Source organism: Bacillus sp. Bwzl_19 (assembly GCF_054900515.1).
The window spans coordinates 1,328,847-1,354,960 of sequence record NZ_CM142729.1; the positions used below are offsets into that span (position 1 = coordinate 1,328,847).

Genomic DNA, 26,114 nt, shown 5'->3' on the forward strand with positions numbered 1-26,114 from the left:
GCGGGTGCAATGGCCCTGACACCGGAAATCGAATTTGAAGATTTGGAGGATGCGAGTGATGCCATTGAAACGTCACAAACCTACCGAATTGATTTTGAAAACAACAGGATTACCAATGAACTGATAAACGGACTGGACGCAATCAGACAATTTGTCTATATCGCTCTTCACACAGAACGGTATTCATACTCGGTTTTCAGTCATGATATCGGAAATGAACTGCAGGAAGTGCTTTCAGATCAGAACACGACGGATGCTTACAAAAAAATGGAGATTCCAAGATTGATAGAAGAAGCCTTGCTGTATGATGACCGTATTTTGGCCGTAACCAATTTTGAGATTGAGAAAAAAGATGATGCCTTCATCGTCTCTTTTACCGTTGAAGCCGATGAGGGCATGCTTGAGATTGAGGAGGTGCTGGGTGAGGATGTTTGAAGCTCAGACATTTGACAACATTATGGACAGAATGCTGGAGAAAATCACGGCAGATGTTGATACGAGAGAAGGCAGCGTCATTTACAATGCGCTCGCGCCTGCGGCCGCTGAGCTCGCAAAGTCTTATATTTGGCTTGATACCGTGCTGGAGCTTGTTTTTTCCGATACGGCTCAGGGCGAATTTCTGGACAGGCGGGCTGCTGAAGCAGGAATTGAACGAACGGCTGCCACAAAAGCGGTCAGAGCCGGAGAATTCACACCGGGAATCACCATTCCGCCAGGCTCCCGATTCTTCGTCGATAACCTGTATTTTCAATATACGGAGGATGGAACGCTTGAATGTGAAACGGCCGGTGATGCGGGCAATGCCGGCATTACAGGTCAAAACCTGCTGCCGCTTGATACGATTCCCGGGCTTGAGAAGGCTGTCATGCGCGATATTTTAATTCCCGGCCGTGAGGAAGAAGACGACAACAGTTTAAGAGCGCGTTATTTTACCCGTGTCCGCCGGGAGGCAGTCAGCGCGAATAAACTGCATTATAAACAGTGGGCCGAAGAAGTTGACGGTGTCGGCAGGGCGAAAATCTTCCCGCTATGGAACGGAGACGGAACGGTGAAGGTCGTTATCACAAACGCGAATTTGGAACCGGCATCAGATATTCTGATCAAGAAAGTAAAGGATTATATTGATCCGGATGAAGGACAGGGAGAAGGCCAGGCGCCGATCGGAGCCGCAGTAACGGTGGAAAGCGCGGTATGGAAAGAGATCGAAATTTCCGCTTCCGTGCTGCCTGAGCTGAACAGCTCGATCGATGATGTAAAAGCGGAGATTGAAAAAGGCGTCCTGAATTTATTTAAGAAAATAGCCTTCGAAGAAAACACCGTCCGTTTATCACAAATTAACAATATTGTTTATAACTCGGCATCCGTCAGTGACTACGCCGATATCAAAATGAACGGTGCGGCGGAAAATCTTGTGCTCAGTGACGTGGAAATTCCTACCCTCAAAGAGGTGATCATTCTTGAGCAGACTCGATGAGATGACGGCGTACCTCCCGCCTTTTTTAACCCGGCTAAAAGAGATGGCGGAAGTGCTTCAGGCGGAAGCTCCTGAGTTTGAGCGGCAGAATCACGATATTTTCGATTTGACAGATCAGCTCTTTATTACGACGGCGACGTGGGGGCTTGACCGCTGGGAAAAAATATTGAAAATACCGCGTGAATCAGGTGATACGGAGGACATGAGACGGCTCAGGCTGATCTCGAAGATGTCGAATATTCCGCCCATCACGCATCAAGCGATCGAACAGGCGTTAAACCGTTTTTTAAAACATCCGTCGGCTTACGTTCGGATGTTCCCGGGGGAATATCGTTTTTATGCCGATATAGAGCTTGACGACCTGCAGCACATGAACGAGCTGATTGAAACACTTGAAAAGATTAAACCCGCTCATTTGGCGTATATACTGAGAGCCGCATTAAACGAAACACTGGAAATCAAAGACCGGGTCATTCTCAACGATCGGAGATACCGAAAAGTCAGTGAACTGAAGGTCGGTTATTCCGTCACACTCAATAATAACGAGGTGGTCTTACCATGATATCAGCCGCATACAGACAGCGTGCCGCAGCCGATCTGAAAAACAGGATCACAAAAGTGCTGTTAAACGGCAAAGAAACACCGATTGCGGACATTTCTGTAAAAGAAGCCGCAGTCACTGTTCTCACACGCAGGGAAGAAGGCATCAAACATATTGAAACCGTGCAGATGCTTGACGAAACAGGAAGCGTCATCACAGAACGAAAAACAAATTTGGATCTCAGCAATAACAGAACGCTGGATTTAAGATTTACCTTTGAGGTGGTGTAACGATGGCTTACGAAGAAAAAACAGACTGGCTTCCGGACGATCCGATCAATGAAGACGACGTCAACCGCTGGGAAAAAGGCATAAAAGACGCCCACAAGGATCTGGCGGCCCATAAAAACGACATGAACAACCCGCACAAAACGACAAAGGCGCAAATCGGCCTCGGAAACGTGGACAACGTCCAGCAGGCAGCAAAAAAAGATTTCGATCAGCACAATCAAGATCAGGACCGGCACTTGACGAAAGAAGAGCGCCAGAAGTGGGATAACGGGCAGCTGTCTAAAATGACAAACGATAATGGCTCCGCTTTTATTAATATCTCTGAGGGACAGGATTTTCATCAGATTGCTGCCAGCCAAAATAAAACCTTTACTTTCTCGACAGCAACAACGGGAATAAATACTCCGCCTCAGCAGACAGACGGTATTTACCTATATTCTTCAAAGAATAACGGGGAGGCGGCCGCTTTTTCAAACGATGGAGGATTTTGGAGAAAAACACTGGAAAACGGCATTTGGACTGAATGGATACCGTATGAAACAGCTGCCGGAGCACAAGCAAAAGTAAACGAGCATGCCAAAAAAACAGACATTCATGTAACCAAGTCTGACAAAGACAAATGGAATGCAGGGCAGTTGATGAAATTGACGGCTGATAATGGAGCACCAACTATTTCTTTGGGCAGCGAAAGCGATATAAATTTGCTGGATGCCATTCAAAGTAAAGGCACTTCCATTGGAACTTTTTATGCTCATGGCACGAATTCGGGAGCACCTGATGGAGGAAAATCTATACGCGGATTATGGCAAATGACTAACCAAGATTCATCCGGTAAAGCTGTTTTTGGCTGGATTTACGCAACTGACTACGAGAATAATATCTATACTAATTATTTAAATAATAATTGGCTTGGCTGGCAAAAGCTCGGAACAGAAAGTGATGCTCAAAATAAAGCTGATCAGGCCCTGCAAAATGCCAAAACTTACGCGGATACTAATTTTTCAATTGAAAGATTGACTTGTTACCGTGATGGGGACGAAAAAACAATTGTTGATGCCAGAACACCTGGGACTGATTATCCAGAGGGAATCACTTTTATGGGGATTTATGAGGGAAACAGCACAGGATACCCTCTTGGATATGGCTTTGTGAAAAATGAAAATCTGAATAAATGGCGTTTCGTTCAATACTTTTACGGCAATGGTGATGAGAGAAACGGAAAGAATAATCAAACAGGTACTTGGATTCGTCAATGGTGGGATACTACCGGCTGGACAACATGGGAAAAAATATCGGGATTTGCTCACGCTAATATCGGTACAACAGGTCGGCAAGAGTTGAAAAAAGGTGAGGTTAATAAGATCCTTTTCAACCGTAAAATAAAAGATAGTGATAACTTATTTGACGTGAAAAATAGTAGATTTATCGCAAAGCATTCCGGTATGTACCTGGTCGGCGGCAGTATTTATATAGAAAACACACAGCAATATTCTAACTTTGAATTATACGTATATGTGAATGGAGAACAATACAAATTAATGGATCATTTTAGAATGCCTCCTCCGAAAGACAGTACAGATTCAAATGAATTCAATGCTACACTGACCGGAACAGTGACAGTGCCGCTTGATGCTGGTGATTATGCTGAAATATATGCTTATATCGGTTATAACGGCACCGTCACACGTTATGTAAAAGATGCCGATGGACGGAAAAATTATTTTGATATTTTGGAAATTGGCGGGAAGAATTACCCGACAGTATAGGGGGAATTTATATGGTTTTATTTGATGTAATCTTGTATAAGTATCCTGATGCAGTTCCGTTAAAAGACTTTGTTTTAAGAAATGACGGGAATGAATCTTATATTGAAAAATGGAACCTCAACGCTCCCATACCTACAAAGGAACAGCTTGAGGCGTGGTGGGAGGAGCTGCAAAAAAATCCGCCATATGATCCGCCTGATCACATAGAATTGCTTGCACAGGAGCTGTCAAGAGAAAAACTTGCGCGCAAGCAGCTGGAAGAGCTGAACGCTATGCTCGGAAATGAGCTGTCAGACGTTAAGCTTACACTTTTGTCATTGAAAGGAGAAAATGCATAATGAATTTTTGGGTGATTGCCCTTCATTATCAGTGGGCGACGGCAGATATGGTGAAACAAGCTCTGCATTATAAAGACTGTTCGATAGAAGATCTGCAAGAAGGGGTTCGTCAGTCGCTCATATCGTCCGATCAATACGAGGAGATTACAGGTAAAGCCATGTAAGGCTTTTTTATTTTGGTCTTTTTTGAAATAAGCAGAAAAAGGAGGAGGATTATCGTGAAATATCAATATGAGTTTCCCGCAGATCGGAGCGGAAAAGCAGGTGCGGTAAAGCCGTACAGAGGAGAAAAAACAGATTTTGTAACACCTGTATCCCATTTATCGGGAGTGGCTGAGCTCTTAACCAACTCGGCTTTGAAAGCGACAGAGGTCTACAATCAGTACGGACAGGACCGTCTTGGTGCAGTGCTTATTTCCAAAGTGAAAGGATTTGCCTATGCTGACCGGGGAGGCACGCTGTTTATTGAAGAAAGTGACAATAATTTTTCATGGTCAACCACTGTCGCAGTTAATGTTGCCCCTGGTGAGTTTTCTGCGTCTGAATGGGTGTATCTTACTAAAAGGTATTATCGTTTCCGATATGTGAATGGGAATTTGCAGCAATCTGAATTTGTCCTTTATCAATCACTTGGGGCGGGAGAAATCGATATTCACCTGCAAAAGACGAACCCTTTACCGGTAGACTTTATTCAAAGTCAGAGCGACTTTGTTTTTCATCATCAGACCGAAAGCGCCGCCGAAGGATCTGTTTTTTCTGTAACTAAAGAGAAAAAACTTCTCGTCGAAATCACCGGCACCGCCGAGTCAAGCGAAGTCGCGTTTTGGGGGAGATCCATCTCGGGGAAAAATGTGCCGATCAGAGGAATCAGATCTGACGACGGGACATCAGCAGCCGGCACGTCAGGCACAGAAGAAGTGTGGACTTTTGATATTGCTGGCTTTAAAGAAATCGTCATGGAAATCAAGAGCATTTCCGGCGGAAGCCTTTCTGTCAAAGGCACGGCATTTTCTTAAAAGAATCAAGCTTCCGAAGGGAGGTGAGAACAATGTAAGAGGAGGGAGCTGAAGTGCTTCTGGATGAACAAACGGTGCAAAAAGAATTCGCAGGCATCAAAGGTGAACAAAAGGTGCTTGAACAGCGGGTAGCCGCTTTAGAGCGGGTATCAGACCGGCAGGATCAGCAAATCATGACGCTGAATGAAAAGCTGAACAAAATTGAAGAGAATACAACATGGATTAAGCGGACCATTACAGGAGCCATCGTGACAGCAATCTGCACGGGCGTCATTGGCGGAGCCATCGCCATCATGTACAATCTGCTGCAAAAGTAAGGGGGAAACAAATATGAAATTCGCGGACAAAGGCACGGTCGTCAGGACGGTGCTTCTTTTGCTTGCTTTATTGAACCAAACACTGCTGATGTTCGGCAAATCGCCGCTGGATATTCAGGAGGATCAGGTCAATCAGCTTGCGGATACACTGTATGCCGCCGGGTCGGCTATTTTTACGATCGCAACGACTGCGGCCGCCTGGTTTAAAAACAATTACGTTACAGCAAAAGGGAAGAAACAGCAGGCTTTATTAAAAATAAACAATTTATCGAAATAGGAGAGATGAAAACATGGTGAAAATCACACAGGATTTCATTCCAGAGGGAAACAATAACCGCCCAGGCTATGCAATGACACCGATTTACATTACGGTGCATAATACGGCCAATACCGCAGCCGGCGCAAACGCCAAAAGTCACGCGAGCTATGTGAAAAATCCCGATACGCCGACAAGCTGGCATTTCACAGTCGATGATACGGAAATTTATCAGCATCTTCCGCTGAACGAAAACGGCTGGCATGCCGGAGACGGAAACGGGGACGGCAACCGTAAATCCATCGGTATTGAAATTTGTGAAAATTCAGACGGAAACTTTTCACAGGCTGTGGCAAACGCCCAATGGCTCATCCGCACATTAATGACGTCGCACGGCATCCCGCTTGCGAATGTCGTCGAGCACAAGCATTGGTCAGGAAAGCTTTGCCCGAGAAGACTGTTGGATACATGGGATGAGTTTAAAGCGGGAATCGGTTCTGAAAATAGACAGACGTATACTGTCCAAAAAGGAGATACGCTGTCGGCAATCGCACGAAAATTCGGCGTCAGTGTGGCCGATCTGCAAAAATGGAATAACATCGCTGATCCGAACTTGATTAAAGTCGGACAAGTGCTGATTGTCAGCCCGCCTGTTGAGGGATTGTATCCTCTTCCGGATGAGGTGATTCAGCTGACAGAGCCGTACACATCCGGTGAAAAGGTATACCAGGTGCAAAACGCGCTCGCCGCGCTTTATTTTTATCCTGAAAAAGGAGCTGCCAATAACGGCATTGACGGCATCTACGGACCGAAAACCGCAAATGCCGTTGCCCGCTTTCAATCTGTAAACGGACTGCCGTCAGACGGCATCTACGGCCCCGCAGTAAAAGCGAAAATTTTGCAGCAGCTTTAAGAAAAAAAGGCTGAGTCCCGAACATCCCGGGATTCAGCCTTTCTTCTTTTTTAATCGGTTTAATAGCCCGAGATTCCTCGCCCGCATCCTCAGCGAATAAGCGGAAAGCCCGAACCGTCCGTAATCCACAAACTTTACGCGCCTTACAATTTTCTTCACATCATCACCTGTCGCATCTCTTTGTTGGTATTATTATATGAAATATAAGGGAAAAAGGAATAAGGACAAGAGCCGTGTCTCCTGTCCTTAGTGTAATCAAGCTTTTTTTTGTTTATACTTGTCAATCAGCCGCTCATTTTCTTTGAAAATTCTGGCGGTGTGAGGGCTGACCTGGTAACTTGCGATACTTGTCATTGAGCGTTTTTTAAACATTTTGAACGGTTTCGCTCTTTGTTCCGGCTGCCCGTTTTGAAACGCCTGCTCCATTATCCGTCACCTTCCTCTTCTATTGGCAGCATTAAATCATAAATGCTCGTTAGCGATGTGAAAAGCAAATAATCGAATTCCGTCAACAGGTTTTCTGACGTGAGTTTGATCACATACTGGCGGTTCTGGACTGTAAACGGAATAAGCACAAGCCTTCCTTTTTGATCATAGTAGACGTCTTTCCGGTTAAGGCGGGACTGAACGTCTGCCGCATCAGGCATATGCTCTGTCAAGCGGTCCTTATCCGATTGTGCGGAATAGTCGCACAATGAAGCCGTGACATTCATTTTTTCTGCATAAGCGGCCAGCAGTCTGCTGATGCCTTCTGCATAAGCTTCTGTACTTCCATAATATACATGGATCGGTTCATTTTTCAACAGATATTGATAGGTTTTCAGTTTTTCAAGATAGGAGTGAAGCATTTCGTTATTTTCTTCCAATATTTCCCTCGTATCCGTCTCTAATTCATTGCCGGCGAGCTTTTTGATATACGCGCTCAAAAAGATAAACGCATCAATAAGGGCAAAGCAGACGGCAACAATCAAGTATTGCCTCCATGCGGCAAAGAGCGATTCGGGATCATATGTCCAATAGACCATGGCGCCTACTACAAATAGTAAATACCACGTTTTACGGATGGCAAACATTTTTTCTTTTACCTTTGCCTCATACCGCCAGGATGCATACACATATAAAATGAGTGCGGCCGCCATCGTCCACACCATGATTTGATAAAACAAAAGCATGAGCATCCCTCACAATTCGAAAAATGGTCTGCTATGTTCATTCTATGCTGTGGCATCATTTTCCTGTCACAAAAAAAACCGCTCCTGTAAAGAAGCGGATGCTGTAATCAGAAAAAGAGATCTAAGATAAAAAAGGCGATGGCGCCGAGTGTACCTGAAATCGGCAGGGTGATGACCCATGTAATGAGCATCCGTTTAGCCGTGCCCCAGTTTACGCCTTTTACGCGGTGGGAAGCGCCCACACCGAGAATGGAAGACGAGATGACGTGTGTCGTGCTGACAGGGAGATGGATAAACGTGGCCCCGAAAATAATGGCTGCGCCGGTTAAGTCGGCAGATACGCCGTTTACCGGACGGATTTTCATAATTTTTCCGCCGACGGTTTTAATGATTTTCCAGCCGCCGATGGATGTACCGAGACCCATTGCCAGAGCACAGGAGAGCTGCACCCAAAAAGGAATCGCATCACTTTTATGTAAATTGGCCGTCATAAGCGCCATCGTAATGATACCCATCGCTTTTTGCGCGTCGTTTGTTCCGTGTGTATAGGACTGAATGGCAGCAGTCAAAATCTGCACTCTGCGGAAGCGTTTATTTGTTTTCGCCAAATTGCTGTCTTTGAAAATCAGCTTCACGATCGAATATACGATAAAGCCGAGAACAAAGGCGATGATCGGTGAAAAAATAAGCGCTTCGATAATTTTAATAAACCCTTTATAATTCAGCGATGCAAAACCTGACGCTGCAATGGCCGCGCCGGCGATCGCTCCGATAATCGCATGTGAAGAGCTGCTCGGAATACCGAAGTACCATGTGATCAAGTTCCAGGCGATTGCGGCGATCAAAGCCGCCAGAATGACAACCGACCCGTTGTCTAATGTATAGGGATTCACAATATCTTTCGTAATGGTTTTCGCAACACCGGTAAATGTCATCGCTCCGAGAAAGTTCATGATGGCCGCCATGATAATCGCGTGCCGCGGCTTCAGCGCTTTTGTCGAAACTGAGGTGGCAATTGCGTTTGCAGTATCGTGAAATCCGTTGATGAAGTCAAATACCAAAGCGCATATGACAATTAATATCGTTAAAAGTAATAGAGTATCCATTATAACCCCTCGTTACGCGTTTTTCATAATGATGGTTTCAAGGTTATTGGCAACACTTTGGCAAGAGTCGGCAATTTCCTCAAGCGTTTCGTAAATCTCACGGTACTGAATCACTTTAATCGGATCGGTTTCTGTGCCGAACAGATTTTTTAATGATTTACGGTGCAGGTTATCACAGCTGTGCTCGTATTCCTTAATTTTAATGGCGTGAGGGTGAATGTCCTTTAATCGGTTTTCTGCAAGCAGTTCAATCGTGATTAAAATTTCTTTCGCGCACTCTCTGATGTATCCGCTGAACTTATCGATATGTTCGTCAGAAGAGGTGATCGAGAAAATTTCCATCATCGCTGAAAAATGTTCGATTCCGTCAAGCACGTCATCGAGGCTGTTTGTCAGCTCAAGGATGTCTTCACGTTCAATGGGAGTGATAAAAGCTTTGTTCAGCTCTTTGATCATGACATGAACATGATTATCTCCTTTTGTTTCAAACTCTTTTAACGTATCGGCAAATTCCTTTAAAGTCGTCTGGTTCGTCACTTTAAAGTTGACAAAATATTCTGCGGTTTCGTCTATGTTTTTTGCAATTTCTGTTAAAAGGAGTGAGAACTTATCTTTTTTTCTTTTTATCATTAAAAACCCTCCATTGTTTGAATGAGACAATGCACACATCAAATTATTATATAGCCTTTTGTCGAAAAAAAACAGATAAAGTCGAAAAAAACGCCTCTTGATTTTTTCGTAAAAACGTGTCTCATCCTGTTTTTCTTATGTTACCCACTTCGCCAAAAAAACGTAACATACTTCGAATTCAGACATCTTGCCTAAAAAGTATAACAAAAGATGTGAATTTGCTGTCAACTTTTACACGTGATTTTGCCGAAAAAAAACGGTTCCCGTAAAAGGAACCGTTTTTGTCAGTTTTTTCTATTGTTTTTCAGCCAAAAATAAAGCGGTAACCCGGCGAGGCCGATCAAGATCGACAGCCCGCAGCTCAGTGTATCTGTAATGATCGTGCTGATCAGTACAAACAGTGAACCCGCAATGGCCAAAACCGGAATGATCGGATACAGGGGCACGCTGTAGGCGCGCGGTTTTCCGCCGCTTTTTTTTCTGAGGATAAACACGGCGAAAAAGGCCATGACGTAAAAAATATAAATCATGAAAATAGAGATTTCAGACAGCTTATCGGGATTGCTGGCGATCATAAAAATGATGGCCAGCGCGATCTGAAATGACACGGCAATCCACGGAGTGCGAAATGTCGGATGCACTCGTGAAATCTGTCCGGCAAACGGAAGCTGTTTCCGTTCCGCCATTGCAAATGAGACACGCGGAAAAGCGAGAATCTTTCCGTTTAAACAGCCGAAGATGCTGACGATAATCCCGACGCTGATCAATTTCCCACCGATGTCGCCAAACAGCATTCCGGCAGCGGTGCCGGTCGCATTTTCACCGAGTTTCACAATATCGGTCGCGGGAAGAATGTGCAGCAGGGCAAAGTTAATGAAAAGATAAATAGCGGTGACGACCAACAGTCCGCCTGTCATCGCTTTCGGGAGCAGCTTTTCCGGATTTTTCATTTCCCCGCCGAGAGCCGCAAGAAGAATCCAGCCGTCATAGGCAAACAAAGTAGCCAGTATGGCAGCGCCGAAATTCATTTCCGACATGCTGCTTGTGACGGTTGTAAAAATATGCTGATCGCCTTTCCAAAGGCCGAACACAATCATGCAGATAATCGGAATTAATTTGCCGACAGTCGTAATTCCCTGAACGATGCCGCCGTATTTCGTTCCGATAATATTAATGATGCTTAAAAACAAAACGGCTGAAATCCCGATCAGTTTAGACCAGCCGGAATCCCAATTGAACAGATGGGCCATCAAGGAGCCGAAATACAAACCGATTGCTCCGATAATGGCGGGGCCGTAAATAATAATTTGAACCCAGCCGCACAAAAAGCCCCAAAATTCACCGTACACTTCTTCAAGATATGTATAAAGTCCGCCCGTTTTCGGAATCTGAGTGCCGATTTCCGCAACGGTCAAGCCGCCGGCAAGCGTCAAAATGCCTCCTAACAGCCACGCGATAAGCGCGGTTTTCGCATCACCGGAGTAGGCAAGCACGGCGCCGGGTTTCATAAATACGCCGGAACCGATGATGGTGCCGATAACAAGTGAGAGGGCGATGGTAAGGCCGATCTCTTTTTTTAGTCCGTTTTCTTCAATCTGCATATCCTTTCCCTCCAGATGTAAAATCGTCATGCTGAAAAAACTATTTTACATATTGTAAACCCTAATTGCTGAAACACGAATAAAATAAATTTTCTAATTTTAGTGTTTTTACCTGAAAAAGCAAGGTTTCTGCTTTTGAGAAGGAAAATATCCCGTTTTAAAAGCGAACATTAACGGATTTGTAACAACTATAGTTCGTTATTTTGAGGGGGGCAATCTGCTGACCGTCTGAGAAGCAGATGTATTGACTTTATGATCCGGATAACATAAATTGTATATAGAAAATATCTCGAAATCGAGATAATTGACTGGAGGATAACATAATGAAAGTTAACGGAATACACCATGTATCAGCATTGACAGCTGATGCACAGAAAAATTTAGATTTCTATCGGAATATTCTAGGGCTGAAGCTTGTGAAAAAATCCGTAAATCAGGATGAACCGACAATGTACCACTTGTTTTACGGTGATGAAACAGCCAATCCGGGATCTGAACTGACGTTTTTTGAAATCCCGCGGATTGCGCCGTTTCATGCGGGGACAAACAGTATTTCTTCGATCGGCCTGCGTGTCCCGGATACGCAAGCACTGCAATATTGGAAAAAACGATTTGAAGAGCATCAGGTCGCTCATGGTGACATCCGGAAGACAGCGGGCAGAGACACACTCGCTTTTCAGGATCATGAAGGACAGCGGCTTGTGCTGACGGCTGACGAAAAAGGAAAAGATATCGGTGAAGCGGTGAAGCAAAGCGGCATTCCGGAAGAATATTCTTTCCGCGGTCTTGGTCCCGTTGAATTAACCGTCCCGTATGCAGAGGCGACGCTGCGTGTGTTAACCGATGTGCTGGGCTTTACTGAAATCGGAAAAGAAACGCATGAAGACCGGGGCACTGTTACGGTGCTGGAATCCGGAAACGGAGGTGCGCGTACAGAAGTTCATCTGATTGAAAGAAACGACCTTCCGCGCGAGCGTCCGGGAAAAGGCAGCGTGCATCATGTGGCCTTCCGCGTTCAGAATGAGGAGGAGCTTGCTTTATGGCACCGCATAATCACGAAAGAAGGCTTCACCAACTCGGGCATTGTAGAGCGTTATTATTTCAAAGCGCTGTACTTCCGGGAACCGAACGGAATTCTGTTTGAATTGTCAACGGACGGTCCGGGATTTATGGTCGATGAAAAACCTGAGGAGCTCGGCAAAACAGTTGCGCTCCCGCCTTATCTCGAACACCGCCGTTCTGAAATAGAAGCGCGGCTGAAACCGATTCAGTAAATCAGAAATAAAGACAGATGCCTCCCGGCTTGACGGGGGCATCTTTTTTTTGCTTTTTTACCCGTTTTGTCATTCTTTTTACCTATTTGTAAACGGCAAAATAATTGTCTTTGTTTATTAATAAATTTTTCATATTTGGTTGTTACACTTGTTCAAAGTTAAAACAAAAGGAGTGAAAACACAGGTGAACATGAAAAAACGCGAGATAGACGCAGTCTTCATTCTCATTTTACTCGTTTCCGCATTCTTGAATATGTATAACATCTGGAATGACGATACGGTGAATCCATATTACACCGCGGCGGTAACGAGTATGCTTCAAAGCTTTCATAATTTCTTTTACGCTTCATTTGACGCAGCCGGGTTTATCACGGTGGATAAACCGCCTGTTACATACCAGATTCAAACGATCAGCGCGCTGATATTCGGTATGCACGGGTGGAGTGTCATCCTGCCTCAGGCATTGGCGGGTGTAGGCTCAGTTCTCTTTATGTATTTATTAATAAAGCCGACGTTCGGAAAAACGGCGGCGCGCATCGCCTCATTTGTCATGGCATGTACGCCGATCGCTGTAGCAGTCGCACGGACGAACAATGTTGATGCTTTACTGGTATTTTTCCTGTTGTTCGCCACATGGCTTCTCTTTAAAGCGATTCGAAAAGGCAGACTGATTTGGCTTCTGGCGGCGTTTTTTGTCGTCGGAGTAGGCTTTAATACAAAAATGCTTCAGGCTTATATGATTTTACCGGCCTTCTTGCTGTTCTATATGATTGCGGCAAACACGACCATTAAGAAAAAAATCATTTCATTGGTAAGCGCGCTGGCCGTATTAGCAGCCGTTTCATTGTCGTGGCCTCTCATTGTTGACAATATCCCGGCCGGCAAAAGGCCATATGTCGGAAGCAGCCAGACCAACTCCGTATTGGAATTGGCTTTCGGATATAACGGGATTCAGCGGCTGACAGGCCAAAATTCAGGCGGCGGCCAGGGCGGGCCGGACGGAAACGCTTCAAAAGGGATATCTTCTTCCGCCGGTTCTTCACGAATGCAAGCACCGCCCGGTCAGTCTTCAAGCAGCAGTTCATCAAGTGAAGGCAAATCACAAAACGGCAGCATGACGGCGCCTCCGTCTAACGGACAAATGCCAAGCGGAGGCGAAATGCCAGGCAGCGGTCAAGGAGGTCCTCCTAGCAGCGGAGGAAAAGGCGGTACAGGCACCGGCTCGAAAATGCAATCAGGTTCAGGAATGTTCGGGACAGGAACCCCTGGTCCGCTGCGGCTTTTCCAAACGGAATTATCTGATCAGATCAGCTGGCTCTTGCCGTTTGCGATTTTTGGAATGGCCGGTTTATTGATCGCCGGGGCGAGAGAAAGAAGAAGATTGTCAGAAGAACAGAAGGAAACGATTTTTTGGGCAGCATGGCTTGTGCCGATTGCCGGATTCTTCAGTGTGGCGGAATTTTTCCACCATTATTATCTCATTATGCTGGCGCCTCCGATTGCGGCACTTACCGGCGCGGGGTGGGTCGCCCTTGTTCATCTGTACCGCAAGCAGGCGGGATGGAAAACTTGGCTTCTGCCGGCAGCCATTCTTGCGACAACCGGATTTGAGCTGTTTATACTCAGAAACTACATTGATCAAATCGGTGCAGGCTGGAGCATCGGTATAGGCGTGATCGGCGCTGCGGCTGCAATCGCTCTGTTCGTGTTCAAACAGCGCCAAAAACCGCTCAGTTCTTATATTTCACTTGCAGCCCTTCTCGTCTTGCTGGTAATGCCGATTTATTGGGCGAGCACACCGCTTCTGTACGGAGGCAACAGCTCATTGCCTGAAACAGGCCCTCAGCTCGCCTCAACAAGCAAAAAAGGCATGGGGATGAATAACGCATCTGTAAATGAAAAACTGATCAACTATTTAGAGAAACATAACGCCGGAGCGGACTATCTGTTTGCAACAACCGATTCCAACACAGCGGCGCCTTACATTATAAAAACGAAAAAAGCCGTCATGGCGATCGGCGGATTCAGCGGATCTGACCCGGCCATCACGCTGACTCAATTTAAAAAGCTCGTAAAAGAAGGGAAAGTAAAATACTTCTTAACATCCGGAATGGGCAAAGGCGGAAACAATGATATTGTGCAATGGGTTGAGAAAAACGGCAAGAAAGTATCTTCAGATAAATGGCAATCAAGCAATGATCAGAAAACGAAAAATAATGATGCAGCTGATACTGAAACCAGTAAGGATTCAAGTGAAAACAACCGGATGGGCGGCGGCCCAGGCGGAATGAATCAGTCAGCCTCATTATACGAACTGCAATCTGATGAATAGGAGGAAAAAAACATGAGCAGACATATTCAATATTCAATTGTCGTCCCCGTTTATAATGAGGAACTCGTCATTCAGACAACCTATCAACGTTTGAAAGAAGTCATGGATCAAACAAAAGATCATTATGAATTGATCTTTGTCAATGACGGAAGCAAAGACCGCAGTATTGAGATATTAAGAGAGCACAGTCTGATTGATCCGAGAGTGAAAATTATTGATTTTTCCAGAAACTTCGGTCACCAGATCGCAATCACCGCAGGCATGGATTACGCAGAGGGGAATGCCGTCATCGTCATTGACGCCGATTTGCAGGACCCTCCTGAATTAATCCTTGATATGATTGAACAGTGGAAAGAAGGCTACGATGTGGTGTACGCCGTCAGAACGAAACGGAAAGGAGAAACCTTTTTCAAGAAACAGACGGCTTCTATGTTTTATCGGCTGCTGCGGAGCGTGACCGATATTGATATTCCGCTCGATACCGGAGATTTCCGCCTGCTGGACAGAAAAGTCTGTGACGAAATGAAAAGATTAAAAGAGAAAAATCCATTTGTCAGGGGACTCGTCAGCTGGGTCGGGTTTAAGCAGACTGCTGTTGAATATGAACGCGATGAAAGGCTTGCGGGAGAAACGAAATACCCGCTTAAAAAAATGCTGAAGCTTTCCATGGACGGTATAACAACGTTCTCCCATAAACCGCTCAAGGCGGCAAGCTATGCGGGAATGATTATGTCCGGAGCGGGTTTTCTTTATATGTTTGTCGTTTTATATATGAAACTTTTTACAGACAGCACCATTACAGGCTGGTCCTCACTGATTGTGATACAGCTTTTATTCAGCGGCATCGTTCTCTTAATTCTCGGTATGATCGGCGAATACATCGGAAGGATTTATGACGAAGCAAAAGACCGTCCGCTCTATATCGTGCAAAAAGCGTACGGCATTAAAAACGAAAAGGTTTATCGGGATCAGCATATGTCTTAACCGAAACACCCTGTCCTTCTAGCGGACAGGGTGCTTTTATGTCTGAAATAAAAAGCCGCCGGATCACTGAGTGTCCCGCGGCTTTTTCAATCATCTGCGGCTGGCTTGCATGTGCAAAGAGCGCATAATCAGTCCGGTTCCCGTCAGATTCAATAAAATGCTTGCACCCAGCGTCATGCCCCAAGCAATGTTTTGATGAGGAAGCTGAAAGCTCAGCTGCAGCAAGATCAGGCCGGTAACGACCAGCAAAAGTCCGGAATGTTTCATGTATGTATCCTCCTTTGTACACTATTCATACGGACGGTTTGCGCTGAAAGTTTCATTGATATAAAAAAATCCAAGGCCGCTGCCCTGGATTTTTGTTAAGAAGGTGTTTCTTCTTTTTGAGTCAATTTCATTTTTTTCGTCATTTCCTTGCCGTTTCTGATAATCTTCACGTCCACGGTGCTGCCGACCTTCGTATTCTTATAGAGAATATTGCGAAGTTCGCTGCCCGTGTCGGTTTCTTTCCCTTTTAAGCCGATAATGATGTCTTCTGCTTTTAATCCGGCTTTGGCGGCAGGCGATCCCTGCGCCACTTCGCGAATATAAACCCCTTTATTCAGCTGTTTGCCGAAGAGGCCGAGTGTGCCTTCCTGATAGTTTTGCGGCACTTGCTCCAAGTCGATCATGCTTACCCCGATATAAGGGCGCTCCACATGTCCTTTAGTGAGAAGCGCTTCAGCGATCGGTTTTACATCGTTGCTCGGGATTGCAAAGCCGATGCCTTCTACATCACTTTCACTGATTTTCATGCTGTTGATGCCGATGATTTTGCCGTCTGTATTTAAGAGCGGCCCGCCGCTGTTTCCGGGATTGATGGCGGCATCAGTCTGGATGACATTGATGCTTGACTCACCGGCTGATGTAGAAATCGAGACGGTTCTGTTTAAGCCGCTCACGATACCCTGAGTGACGGTGCGGGAAAGGTCTTTTCCGAGCGGATCACCGATGGCGATGACGGATTCACCCGTTCTGAGAGCGGATGAGCTGCCGAAGCTTGCCGTTTTTGTCACGTGTTTATCACTGATTTCTAAAACGGCCAAGTCCGTCAGAGAGTCTCTGCCGACGAGTTTAGCTGTTACATCAGTACCGTCATATAATGACACTTTAAGGGAAGAGGCGCCTTCGACCACGTGGTTATTCGTAATAATATACGCTTTGCCGTTTGCTTTCTTAAAAATAACGCCTGAACCCGACCCCGTTTCGGCATCTTCACCCGATGAATTTGAGTTCGAACCGGAACCGGATCCGAATAAATCTGAACTGCTTTGCTGCTTTTGCAGATTGGTGATTCCGACGATCGCCGGTGAAATGTCTTCCACCATATTTGAAATGCTGCTTGAATTTGCTGATGAGCTGCTTGACGATTTGCTGCTGCCGGAATCAGAAGATGTCTGTTTAGCGGTTACAGATGACGTTTCCTGAGCGGGAGCCGGATTGGACGTATCTTGCGTCTGATGGTCTCCAAGCGGCGTAAATGTATAGATGCCAAGGGCGAGCCCTCCGCCGATCACCCCGCCGAGGAGCGGTCTGAACCAGCCGAAGCTTCGTTTTTTCTTGTCCTCGTCCGTCGCTGAATATCTGGCCGGCTGCGGATTTTCTTTTGCTAAAAGGACTTCCTGTTCTTTTTGGTCTGTCCGATTTTCATCACGATAGTTATCCATCATGTTCACTCCGTTTCTCTATTTCATCATAGCATGATTTGCCTATTATTACTGACTCCATCTTACACAAAAAGTGTGGGATAATAATGAAAAGATTGTGGGAAATTGTGAAAAAGACGTAATTGGACGGGGCGCTTTATATTGACAATTTCGATCGGATTTGAAATAATAAATGATAGATTATGCTCAATCCTTCACATGAAAAGATATGAAAATTCTGTCAAGCTAATGGGGGAAATCTGTTAGCTTTTTTACGTTGTCAAATTTAAGAAAGGAGCTGTCAAATGAAAGAAAAACATCACTGGATTATTTCTCTGCTTGCTGTGTTGGCGGTCGGGCCGGGACTGATGTCGAACACCGCTCTTTCGGCTGTCCAAAGCCTTGTCCGGCAGACGGTCGGCGGAGGAAACTATGATTCTTTTCATCCGATTATTATCGGTAATATGGCATTTGCCTTATTCGTGCCGGCTGGGCCGTATTTAAGAAAAAGGTTCGGCTCCCGGCCTGTCTATATGATTTCTATGGCAGCGGCTGTCATCGGAGCGCTGCTAGCTTTTTGTACGAATGATATTTACCCGCTCGCTGCGGGCCGTTTTTTACAGGGAGCCGCTGCGGGCACTATGCTGATGATTATGATTCCGATGCTGGTGCTTTCGTTTCCGATTGAGCGCCGCAATTACGCCTTATTTGTGTTAATCGGCGGCTTTTACGGGTCCGTCATTATGGGGACCGTATTAGGCACGGCCGCGGCAAGCGCCGGCCATTGGCATTGGCTGTTCGGCATTTTTGGTCTGCTGTCTTTTTGCGGCTTCATTTTCAGCTATATGTGGCTGCGGGATGATGCTCATAAAGGCGCAGAAAGATCTCCATTTGACGGCTTCGGTTTTCTGTTAGCGGGTGTATCAGCCGTGCTGGCTGCCTTTACATTTATTCATCTGCCGAAATGGGGTTTCTCGTCATGGCATACGTTGGCGGGATTTGGAGGAAGCTTCGTCATTCTGCTGATCTTGCTGATTATGCAGTACAGAAACGAACATGCGCTGATTTCGATTAAACTTATGCTGATTCCAAAGCCGATTCTGGGAGTTTTTATGATCGCTGCAGGCAGTATCTCAATAGCGGTCAGCCTTTCTGCATTTCGCGGGGAGCTTCAGGCGGCGTATCATATGTCACAAACTCATTTGATATTTTTATATGCGAGCCTTTTGGCAGGCGTGGCCATTGCCGCTGTCATCAGTGCATTAGCATATGATAAAGTCGGCCCGGGCATGCTCGGGATAACAGGCTCTATTATACTTGTGTTCGTGAATTTTCAATGGATGACGACGGATCATCATATGCCTATTATTCTATTTGCGGGGCTTTTCGTAATGCTGGCGGCCGGAACAGGGCTTATCGTGGCAGCCGGACTGATGGGAGCCGCGTTAGGAGGACCGCTTCCGGAACTGGTGAAACGCATGACGGCAGTTCAGTTTTTGCGGCTGTTCATTTATATGGGCGCCCCTGTATTAATAGGGTATTTTACCAAAAGAGATGCTTCCGGCATGCTTTGGGGCGCGCACGGCACACAATCGCCGCATGAGTTGCTGATGGGGACATACAGCGATCTGTTCCTTATTGCTTTCATCTTAAGCCTGCTTTTAGTGTGTTTATCATTTGTCATGAATGCGACCGGCATGGGACATAAGCTGGCGCATAAACCGCACGCCGTCCGTAACCAGGAGGCTGAACAGCCTCCGCGGAAAACTACTGAACCGATCAGGCATCAGGTCATTCCCGATAGTGAATACAGAAGTGCGGTCAGACAGTTTCAGCGTCACCCCGAAAACAGTATGTAACTTTTTCTATCAGCAAACCCTTTTCCCGGTGAAAAGGGTTTGTTTTTTCCTATAATGGCAGAATGGTATATTGCATGTTTCATCCTTTTTTAATATAATTTGTTAGAATATTCATAATTTAATATCGAAATTTTAAATAAAAAAGGAGGTATTACATGAAACTGTATCTATCTGTAGATATGGAAGGGATATCTGGACTGCCGGATGAAACATTTGTCAATTCCCGCATGCACAATTATGAGCGCGGCAGGGTTCTGATGACCGAGGAAGCAAACTGGTGCATCGCAGAAGCGTTTAATAACGGGTGCACGGAAGTGACCGTAAATGACAGCCATTCAAAGATGAATAATCTGCTCGCAGAAAAACTTCATCCTGAGGCAGAGCTGATCACAGGGGACGTCAAGCCGTTTTCTATGATGCAGGGGCTTGATGAATCCTATTCTGGCGCAATGTTTATCGGCTACCATGCGAGAGCCTCAATGCCGGGAGTCATGTCGCACAGCATGATATTCGGCGTGCGTCACTTTTACATAAATGATAAGCCGGTCGGTGAACTGGGGTTAAATGCCTATCTCGCCGGATTTTACGATGTCCCGGTGATTATGGCTGCCGGGGATGATTGCGCCGCAAAAGAAGCGGAGGAGCTGATACCGAATGTGACGACAGCCGCCGTCAAGCAAACCATTTCAAGAACCGCGGTTAAATGCCTGTCTCCTCTGAAAGCCGGGCAGCTCCTGACGGAAAAAACAGCTTATGCGCTCAAAAATAAAGATAAGGTCAAGCCGCTCACTCCGCCTGAAAGACCGGTCTTAGGCATTGAATTTGCCAACTACGGACAGGCTGAATGGGCCCATTTAATGCCGGGCACAGAAATCATACCGGGAACGACAATCGTTCAATTTCAGGCAAAAGACATGCCGGAAGCCTATCAGGCCATGCTCGTCATGACAGAACTCGCCATGAGAACAACATTCTGTTAAAGGGGTGAACGGCATTGCTTCGGTATTTTATCAAACGTTTTATCGCAATGATTATGACCGTCCTCGTCATCACCACTCTGACATTTGTCATGATGAAAGTGATACCCGGCTCGCCTTTTAACGAAGAGCGGGGCACAAACGAAGCGGTTCAGCGAAATCTCGAATCCTACTACCATCTGAACGAACCTCTTATCACTCAATACGCCATCTATCTAAAATCCATTCTAACCTTTGATTTCGGTCCTTCAATTAAAAAACCGTCAGACAGTGTAAACGCCATGCTTGAACGGGGGTTTCCCGTTTCATTTGAGCTTGGCATAACGGCGATTATCATCGCTGTTATTTCAGGACTCGCGCTCGGCATAACGGCCGCTCTGAGGCGCGGCGGATTTCTCGATTATGCGGCCATGAGCCTTGCGGTGCTGGGGATTTCCATTCCGAATTTTATTATGGCGACACTGCTGATTCAGCAATTTGCGGTTCATCTGAAATGGTTTCCGGCTGCTACGTGGACGAGTCCAGTTCACATGGTCCTGCCGACTGCAGCGCTTGCCGTCGGACCTATGGCCATCATCGCGAGGCTGACAAGATCAAGCATGGCTGAAGTGCTCACTCAGGATTATATCCGCACGGCAAAAGCAAAAGGCCTTTCTCCTGTCAAAATTATCATCAAACACGCCTTGAAAAACGCTCTTATGCCTGTTGTGACAGTACTTGGCACGCTTGCCGCAAGTATCCTGACGGGCAGTTTCGTCATCGAGAAAATCTTTGCCATTCCGGGAATGGGCAAATATTTCGTGGAAAGCATCAATCAGCGTGACTACCCGGTGATTATGGGGACGACCGTATTTTACAGTGTGATTCTGATCGTCATGCTGTTTCTGGTTGATTTGGCATACGGCCTGTTAGACCCGCGCATAAAACTTCATAAGAAAGGGTGATCCCGATGAATCTCCCGCAGGAAACGGTAAAACACACAGAAGTGCCTGATGAATGGTTTCAGCCGGGCATGGAAAGAAAGGGTGAAGCCGAGTCGGTCAAGCGTCCGAGCCTGTCTTACACTCAGGATGCGTGGCGGCGGCTTAAAAAGAACAAATTGGCGATGGCCGGCCTTGTGATTTTATTTTGCCTGTTTCTATTAGCTGTGTTCGGTCCGGTGATATCACCGCACAGTGTGACAAGGCAGACGCTCGCCGAGCAGAATCTTCCGCCGTCTTCTTCACATTGGTTCGGAACCGATGAGCTTGGACGGGACGTATTTACAAGAACGTGGTACGGAGCGAGGATATCTTTATTTGTCGGTGTGATGGCGGCCTTGATCGACTTTTTGATCGGCGTCATTTACGGAGGCATCGCCGGCTACAAAGGGGGACGGACAGACAGCGCCATGATGAGAATCATCGAGGTTCTCTACGGATTGCCGTATCTGCTCGTTGTCATTTTGTTAATGGTGCTGATGGGACCGGGGCTCGGTTCTATTATCGTCGCTCTGACCGTGACGGGGTGGGTCGGCATGGCGCGGATTGTCAGAGGACAGGTATTGAGGATGAAGCATGATGAACACGTGCTTGCTTCGAAAACGTTTGGGGCGAAAACATTTCGGATCATTAAGAAAAATCTGCTGCCGAATACGATGGGGGCCATTATTGTCCAAATGACGCTTACGGTGCCGGCGGCGATTTTTGCGGAATCATTTCTAAGTTTTTTAGGACTCGGCATTCAAGCGCCGTTTGCAAGCTGGGGAGTCATGGCAAACGACGGGCTCCCGGCGATTTTATCAGGCCATTGGTGGCGGCTGTTTTTTCCCGCCTTTTTCATTTCCTTAACGATGTACGCGTTTAACGTGCTTGGAGACGGCTTGCAGGACGCGTTAGATCCGAAATTGAGGAGGTAGGAAAAATGGCGCAGCAAGTTCTTTCAGTTCAAAATCTGCATGTTACTTTTTCAACATACGGAGGCACCGTAAAAGCCGTCAGAGGCGTCAGCTTCGATTTATATAAAGGTGAAACGTTTGCGATCGTCGGTGAATCGGGCTGCGGAAAAAGCGTGACGTTACAAGCCGTGATGGGCCTTCTTCCGAAACATTCGGCAAAGATTGAATCCGGAAGCATACAATTTAAACAGAAAGACCTTTGTCAAATGACGGAACGGGAAATGCGGGGAATACGGGGACGTGACATTTCTATGATCTTTCAGGACCCGATGACGGCGCTCAATCCGACTTTGACTGTAGGAGATCAGCTTTCAGAAGCGCTTTTGGAACACCGAGACATGACCAGAAAACAAGCTGAATCCGAGGTTCTCGCCATGCTGGACCTTGTCGGCATCCCTGACTCGAAATCCCGCCTGAAGCAGTATCCCCACCAATTAAGCGGGGGCATGCGACAGCGGATCGTGATCGCGATGGCTCTGATCTGCGAGCCGGAAATCATGATTGCCGATGAACCGACGACTGCTCTTGATGTAACAATTCAAGCACAGATCCTTGAATTATTTAAAAAGATTCAAAGAAAAACAGGCGTATCTATTGTTCTGATTACGCATGATCTCGGCGTTGTCGCTCAGACCGCTGACAGGGTCGCCGTCATGTACGCGGGAAAAATCGCCGAAATCGGCACGAGGCATGATATTTTTTACCGGCCCGCTCATCCCTACACAAAGGGGCTGCTCTTCTCAGTGCCGCGGCTGGATATGGAGGATAGTGAGCTTTCGCCGATTGACGGGACGCCGCCTGATTTATTCGATCCGCCGCCGGGCTGCCCGTTTGCCGCCCGCTGCCCGGACAGGATGATCGTCTGTGAAAAGGTATATCCGGAAACAACCGTGAAATCCAAAAGCCATTTCGTCAATTGTTGGCTTCAGGATGACCGTGCAGAGAGGCAAAAGCACAAACAGCTGAAGGCAGCAGAGGAAAAAGGGGGATTCAAATGAAAAAGAAATGGGCAATCGGAGTGATTGCTGTTGTGTCGTTTGCTTTGATGGGCTGTACGGCCAATGAGCAGGCGGGAACAGAAACCGGCAAAGCAAAAGAACAGGGGGATGAAACAGTGCTCCGGCTCAATAACGAAAATGAGCCGACCTCACTTGATCCGCCGATCGGGTTTAATAATGTTTCCTGGCAGCCGCTGAATAACATAATGGAAGGTTTAACAAGGCTCGGAAAAGATAATAAGCCCGAACCGGCCATGGCAAAAAGCTGGAAGGTGTCCGCTGATAAGCTGACATATACCTTCAGTCTCCGTGATGACGCCAAATGGACCAATGGCGATCCCGTCACGGCGGAAGACTTCGTGTACGCCTGGAAACGGATGCTCGATCCGAAAACGGGAGCGTCTTCCGCATTTCTCGGCTATATGATCAAAGGCGGGGAAGAATTTAACAGCGGAAAAGGCAAAAAAGAAGACGTGAAAGTTACGGCAAAAGATAAAAAAACATTGGTCGTCACATTGGCGGCACCGCAGGATTATTTTCTGAGCGTCGTGTCCAATCCGGCGTATTTCCCGATTAATGAAAAGGTCGCTAAGGCTGATCCGAAATGGTTCACTGAAGCGAAAACCTTTGTCGGCAACGGGCCGTTCAAGCTGACGGAATGGAAGCATGACGACAGCATGACGATGGTCAAAAACGAGACGTATTGGGATAAAAAGACGGTGAAACTTGATAAAGTCACATGGGCGATGGTCAGTGACCGAAATACCGACTACCAGATGTTCCAGTCGGGAGATTTGGATACCGCTTTTGTGCCGGCAGAGCTGAGCGAGCAGCTGATGGGCGGAAAAAATGTCCGCACGTGGGATCAGGCCGGACTTTATTTCTATCGCTTTAACGTTAAAATGGAGCCGTTCCAAAATGAAAAGATCAGAAAAGCGTTTGCTGCGGCTATTGATCAGAAAGAAATCACGGATTATGTGACCAAAAACAGTGAAAAGCCGGCACATGCCTTTGTATCCCCGGGGTTTCCGCAGCCTGACGGGAAAGATTTCCGCGAAGCAGGCGGCAGTTTATTAACTCCGGATGAATCAGAAGCCAAAAAACTGCTGGAAAAAGGCATGGCAGAAGAGCATTATGACAAACTGCCTGCCGTCACACTGACATACAGCACAAAGCCGGAGCATAAAAAAATAGCGGAAGCGGTACAGCAGAAGCTCAAAAGTGTGCTCGGTATAGACGTTAAGCTCGCCAATATGGAATGGAATGTCTTTTTAGAGGAGCAAAAAGGGCTGAAGTTTCAGTTCTCTCAAAGTTCATTTTTACCGGATTACGCAGATCCGATCAGTTTTCTTGAGGCTTTCCAGACGGGCAATTCCATGAACCGCACCGGCTGGGGCAGCGAGACATACGACAGCTATATCAAGCAGGCAAAACAGGAAGCCGATGCAAAAAAACGTTTTGCGCTCATGCATAAAGCGGAGAAGCTGCTCATGAACGAGGCTCCGATCATTCCGATTTATTTTTACAATCAGGTGCATCTGCAAAACAGCGGCGTGAAGGGCATTGTCCGGCACCCCGTCGGTTACGTTGATCTGAAGTGGGCGGAAAAGTCCTGATATCACCTCGGAAACGACATACCGCTCTTTTGCCGTTAAAGGAGCGGTATGTTTCACTTTTCAATCCATGGGAGAGGAGATTGAAAAAGCCATGAACCATAAACCAAAAGCACTGCAAAAAGGCGACACGGTCGGTGTGATTGCGCCCGCAAGCCCCCCTGAGAGCGGGACTTTACAAAACGCGCTGCTTTTTTTAGAGAATGAGCTTGGCCTTCAAGTGAAACTCGGCCGGTCGCTGAAGACCCGCCACGGCTATTTGGCGGGAGAAGACAGGGCGCGTCTCGATGATCTCCATGACATGTTCAGTGATCAGAATGTCAAAGCAGTGATATGCGCGTGCGGAGGATTCGGCACGGGCCGCATTGCCGCTGACATTGATTTCGGCTTAATCCGCAGCAATCCGAAAATTTTCTGGGGATACAGCGATATTACATTTTTACATACCGCCATTCATCAAAATACGGGACTCGTCACATTTCACGGCCCGATGCTGAGCACGGATGTGGGACTTGAAGATGCTGATCCGCTGACAAAGGCATCGTATCATCAGCTTTTCGAAGAAACGGAATTCACCTATACGGAGGATATTTCTCCGCTGGAGGTGCTGACAGACGGAAGAGCCGAGGGAGAGCTTGCGGGCGGCAATCTGTCGCTTATTACATCCACACTCGGTACGCCGTTTGAAATTGATACGAAAGACAAACTGCTGTTTATCGAGGATATTGATGAGGAGCCGTATCAAATCGACAGAATGCTGAATCAATTGAAAATGGCCGGCAAACTATCAGACGCAGCAGGAATTCTAGTCTGTGATTTTCACAAATGCGAACCGAAGAATAAAGAAAAGTCCCTCACATTAGAGCAAGTGCTGAACGATTACATTGTCAAATCATGGAAGCCCGCGCTCAAAGGCTTTAAAATCGGCCATTGTTCGCCGAGCTTCGCCGTTCCGATCGGAGTCCGCGCGGTTATGGATACGGCGGCCAAAGCGGTAACAATTGAATCGGGGATTTCGGGAAGGGAGTGACCGGAC

The 26,114-nt window shown here is 46.6% G+C and carries 29 protein-coding genes; 21 read left to right on the plus strand and 8 right to left on the minus strand.

Features of this window, described 5'->3' with window-relative positions; genetic code table 11:
* The first annotated feature begins 9 nt into the window (after window positions 1-9).
* From ACW5MY_RS07080 to ACW5MY_RS07130, 11 genes are read left to right on the plus strand one after another with little or no spacing between them, the layout of a single operon-like run.
* On the plus strand, window positions 10-435 hold the full coding sequence (locus tag ACW5MY_RS07080; protein WP_014470499.1) for a DUF2634 domain-containing protein: 426 nt from the start codon (window positions 10-12) through the stop codon (window positions 433-435).
* Window positions 428-1,474, plus strand: coding sequence for a baseplate J/gp47 family protein (locus tag ACW5MY_RS07085; RefSeq protein ID WP_014471720.1), 1,047 nt, complete (start codon window positions 428-430; stop codon window positions 1,472-1,474). The genes ACW5MY_RS07080 and ACW5MY_RS07085 overlap by 8 nt, the downstream gene beginning before the upstream one ends.
* Window positions 1,458-2,036 carry a YmfQ family protein gene (locus ACW5MY_RS07090; protein WP_014470497.1) on the plus strand — a complete coding sequence of 193 codons (579 nt, stop codon included), beginning with the start codon at window positions 1,458-1,460 and terminating at the stop codon, window positions 2,034-2,036. Before ACW5MY_RS07085 ends, ACW5MY_RS07090 begins: the two co-directional genes overlap by 17 nt.
* On the plus strand, window positions 2,033-2,305 hold the full coding sequence (locus tag ACW5MY_RS07095; RefSeq protein WP_013351959.1) for a hypothetical protein: 273 nt from the start codon (window positions 2,033-2,035) through the stop codon (window positions 2,303-2,305). The genes ACW5MY_RS07090 and ACW5MY_RS07095 overlap by 4 nt, the downstream gene beginning before the upstream one ends.
* A 2-nt stretch (window positions 2,306-2,307) precedes the next feature.
* Entirely contained in the window at window positions 2,308-4,071 is a 1,764-nt protein-coding gene (locus ACW5MY_RS07100; RefSeq protein WP_014470496.1) for a hypothetical protein, read from the plus strand.
* Window positions 4,072-4,082: 11 nt separating this feature from the next.
* Window positions 4,083-4,409 carry an XkdW family protein gene (locus tag ACW5MY_RS07105; protein WP_014470495.1) on the plus strand — a complete coding sequence of 109 codons (327 nt, stop codon included), beginning with the start codon at window positions 4,083-4,085 and terminating at the stop codon, window positions 4,407-4,409.
* Complete coding sequence (locus ACW5MY_RS07110; RefSeq protein WP_014470494.1) at window positions 4,409-4,573, plus strand: XkdX family protein; 165 nt, start codon at window positions 4,409-4,411, stop codon at window positions 4,571-4,573. The genes ACW5MY_RS07105 and ACW5MY_RS07110 overlap by 1 nt, the downstream gene beginning before the upstream one ends.
* Window positions 4,574-4,624: 51 nt before the next feature.
* Complete coding sequence (gene xepA, locus ACW5MY_RS07115) at window positions 4,625-5,425, plus strand: phage-like element PBSX protein XepA (protein WP_289394458.1); 801 nt, start codon at window positions 4,625-4,627, stop codon at window positions 5,423-5,425.
* A gap of 53 nt (window positions 5,426-5,478) precedes the next feature.
* Window positions 5,479-5,742: a hemolysin XhlA family protein gene (locus tag ACW5MY_RS07120; protein WP_013351964.1), complete on the plus strand. Its 264-nt coding sequence runs from the start codon at window positions 5,479-5,481 to the stop codon at window positions 5,740-5,742.
* 13 nt (window positions 5,743-5,755) lie between these two features.
* Entirely contained in the window at window positions 5,756-6,019 is a 264-nt protein-coding gene (locus ACW5MY_RS07125; protein WP_014470492.1) for a phage holin, read from the plus strand.
* Between the two features lie 13 nt (window positions 6,020-6,032).
* A complete protein-coding gene (locus ACW5MY_RS07130) occupies window positions 6,033-6,911 on the plus strand; it encodes an N-acetylmuramoyl-L-alanine amidase (RefSeq protein ID WP_014470491.1) in 879 nt (292 codons plus the stop codon).
* A gap of 33 nt (window positions 6,912-6,944) precedes the next feature.
* Here ACW5MY_RS07130 and ACW5MY_RS07135 read toward each other — a convergent pair whose 3' ends face one another.
* The 6 genes from ACW5MY_RS07135 to ACW5MY_RS07160 form a co-directional block, all read right to left on the minus strand.
* Window positions 6,945-7,070 (minus strand): hypothetical protein, encoded by a 126-nt coding sequence (locus ACW5MY_RS07135; protein WP_003154809.1) that lies wholly within the window; start codon window positions 7,068-7,070, stop codon window positions 6,945-6,947.
* Between the two features lie 96 nt (window positions 7,071-7,166).
* Window positions 7,167-7,337 (minus strand): type II toxin-antitoxin system SpoIISB family antitoxin, encoded by a 171-nt coding sequence (locus ACW5MY_RS07140; protein WP_003154807.1) that lies wholly within the window; start codon window positions 7,335-7,337, stop codon window positions 7,167-7,169.
* A complete protein-coding gene (locus ACW5MY_RS07145; protein ID WP_013351967.1) occupies window positions 7,337-8,083 on the minus strand; it encodes a type II toxin-antitoxin system SpoIISA family toxin in 747 nt (248 codons plus the stop codon). Before ACW5MY_RS07145 ends, ACW5MY_RS07140 begins: the two co-directional genes overlap by 1 nt.
* A gap of 107 nt (window positions 8,084-8,190) precedes the next feature.
* Window positions 8,191-9,189 carry an inorganic phosphate transporter gene (locus ACW5MY_RS07150; protein ID WP_013351968.1) on the minus strand — a complete coding sequence of 333 codons (999 nt, stop codon included), beginning with the start codon at window positions 9,187-9,189 and terminating at the stop codon, window positions 8,191-8,193.
* A gap of 12 nt (window positions 9,190-9,201) precedes the next feature.
* A complete protein-coding gene (locus tag ACW5MY_RS07155) occupies window positions 9,202-9,819 on the minus strand; it encodes a DUF47 domain-containing protein (protein ID WP_003154804.1) in 618 nt (205 codons plus the stop codon).
* Window positions 9,820-10,103: 284 nt separating this feature from the next.
* A complete protein-coding gene (locus ACW5MY_RS07160; protein WP_013351969.1) occupies window positions 10,104-11,420 on the minus strand; it encodes an APC family permease in 1,317 nt (438 codons plus the stop codon).
* Between the two features lie 323 nt (window positions 11,421-11,743).
* On the opposite strand from ACW5MY_RS07160, the gene ACW5MY_RS07165 reads away from it, so the two are divergent.
* From ACW5MY_RS07165 to ACW5MY_RS07175, 3 genes are all read left to right on the plus strand, one after another.
* The gene (locus tag ACW5MY_RS07165) at window positions 11,744-12,694 is read left to right on the plus strand and encodes a ring-cleaving dioxygenase (protein ID WP_013351970.1); all 951 of its coding nucleotides are present in this window, start codon (window positions 11,744-11,746) and stop codon (window positions 12,692-12,694) included.
* A 184-nt stretch (window positions 12,695-12,878) separates the two neighbouring features.
* Complete coding sequence (locus ACW5MY_RS07170; protein ID WP_013351971.1) at window positions 12,879-15,026, plus strand: glycosyltransferase family 39 protein; 2,148 nt, start codon at window positions 12,879-12,881, stop codon at window positions 15,024-15,026.
* Window positions 15,027-15,038: 12 nt separating this feature from the next.
* Window positions 15,039-16,010, plus strand: coding sequence for a glycosyltransferase family 2 protein (locus tag ACW5MY_RS07175; RefSeq protein ID WP_013351972.1), 972 nt, complete (start codon window positions 15,039-15,041; stop codon window positions 16,008-16,010).
* Between the two features lie 90 nt (window positions 16,011-16,100).
* On the opposite strand, the gene ACW5MY_RS07180 is transcribed toward ACW5MY_RS07175, so the two are convergent.
* Together ACW5MY_RS07180 and htrA are read right to left on the minus strand one after the other, a co-directional pair.
* Window positions 16,101-16,277 carry a hypothetical protein gene (locus ACW5MY_RS07180; RefSeq protein WP_014470490.1) on the minus strand — a complete coding sequence of 59 codons (177 nt, stop codon included), beginning with the start codon at window positions 16,275-16,277 and terminating at the stop codon, window positions 16,101-16,103.
* A 95-nt stretch (window positions 16,278-16,372) separates the two neighbouring features.
* On the minus strand, window positions 16,373-17,716 hold the full coding sequence (gene htrA, locus ACW5MY_RS07185) for a serine protease HtrA (protein WP_462061793.1): 1,344 nt from the start codon (window positions 17,714-17,716) through the stop codon (window positions 16,373-16,375).
* 284 nt (window positions 17,717-18,000) lie between these two features.
* Here htrA and ACW5MY_RS07190 point away from each other — a divergent pair, with 284 nt between their 5' ends.
* The 7 genes from ACW5MY_RS07190 to ACW5MY_RS07220 all read left to right on the plus strand — a co-directional run bounded on the left by ACW5MY_RS07190 (window position 18,001) and on the right by ACW5MY_RS07220 (window position 26,108).
* A complete protein-coding gene (locus tag ACW5MY_RS07190; protein ID WP_013351974.1) occupies window positions 18,001-19,554 on the plus strand; it encodes an MFS transporter in 1,554 nt (517 codons plus the stop codon).
* A gap of 155 nt (window positions 19,555-19,709) precedes the next feature.
* Window positions 19,710-20,534: a M55 family metallopeptidase gene (locus ACW5MY_RS07195; protein WP_013351975.1), complete on the plus strand. Its 825-nt coding sequence runs from the start codon at window positions 19,710-19,712 to the stop codon at window positions 20,532-20,534.
* A gap of 14 nt (window positions 20,535-20,548) precedes the next feature.
* Entirely contained in the window at window positions 20,549-21,475 is a 927-nt protein-coding gene (locus tag ACW5MY_RS07200) for an ABC transporter permease (protein ID WP_013351976.1), read from the plus strand.
* A gap of 5 nt (window positions 21,476-21,480) precedes the next feature.
* Entirely contained in the window at window positions 21,481-22,428 is a 948-nt protein-coding gene (locus ACW5MY_RS07205; protein WP_013351977.1) for an ABC transporter permease, read from the plus strand.
* A 5-nt stretch (window positions 22,429-22,433) separates the two neighbouring features.
* On the plus strand, window positions 22,434-23,465 hold the full coding sequence (locus ACW5MY_RS07210; RefSeq protein WP_013351978.1) for an ABC transporter ATP-binding protein: 1,032 nt from the start codon (window positions 22,434-22,436) through the stop codon (window positions 23,463-23,465).
* Window positions 23,462-25,081, plus strand: coding sequence for a peptide ABC transporter substrate-binding protein (locus ACW5MY_RS07215; RefSeq protein WP_013351979.1), 1,620 nt, complete (start codon window positions 23,462-23,464; stop codon window positions 25,079-25,081). Before ACW5MY_RS07210 ends, ACW5MY_RS07215 begins: the two co-directional genes overlap by 4 nt.
* 67 nt (window positions 25,082-25,148) lie before the next feature.
* A complete protein-coding gene (locus tag ACW5MY_RS07220) occupies window positions 25,149-26,108 on the plus strand; it encodes a S66 peptidase family protein (RefSeq protein WP_462061797.1) in 960 nt (319 codons plus the stop codon).
* Window positions 26,109-26,114 lie beyond the last annotated feature (6 nt).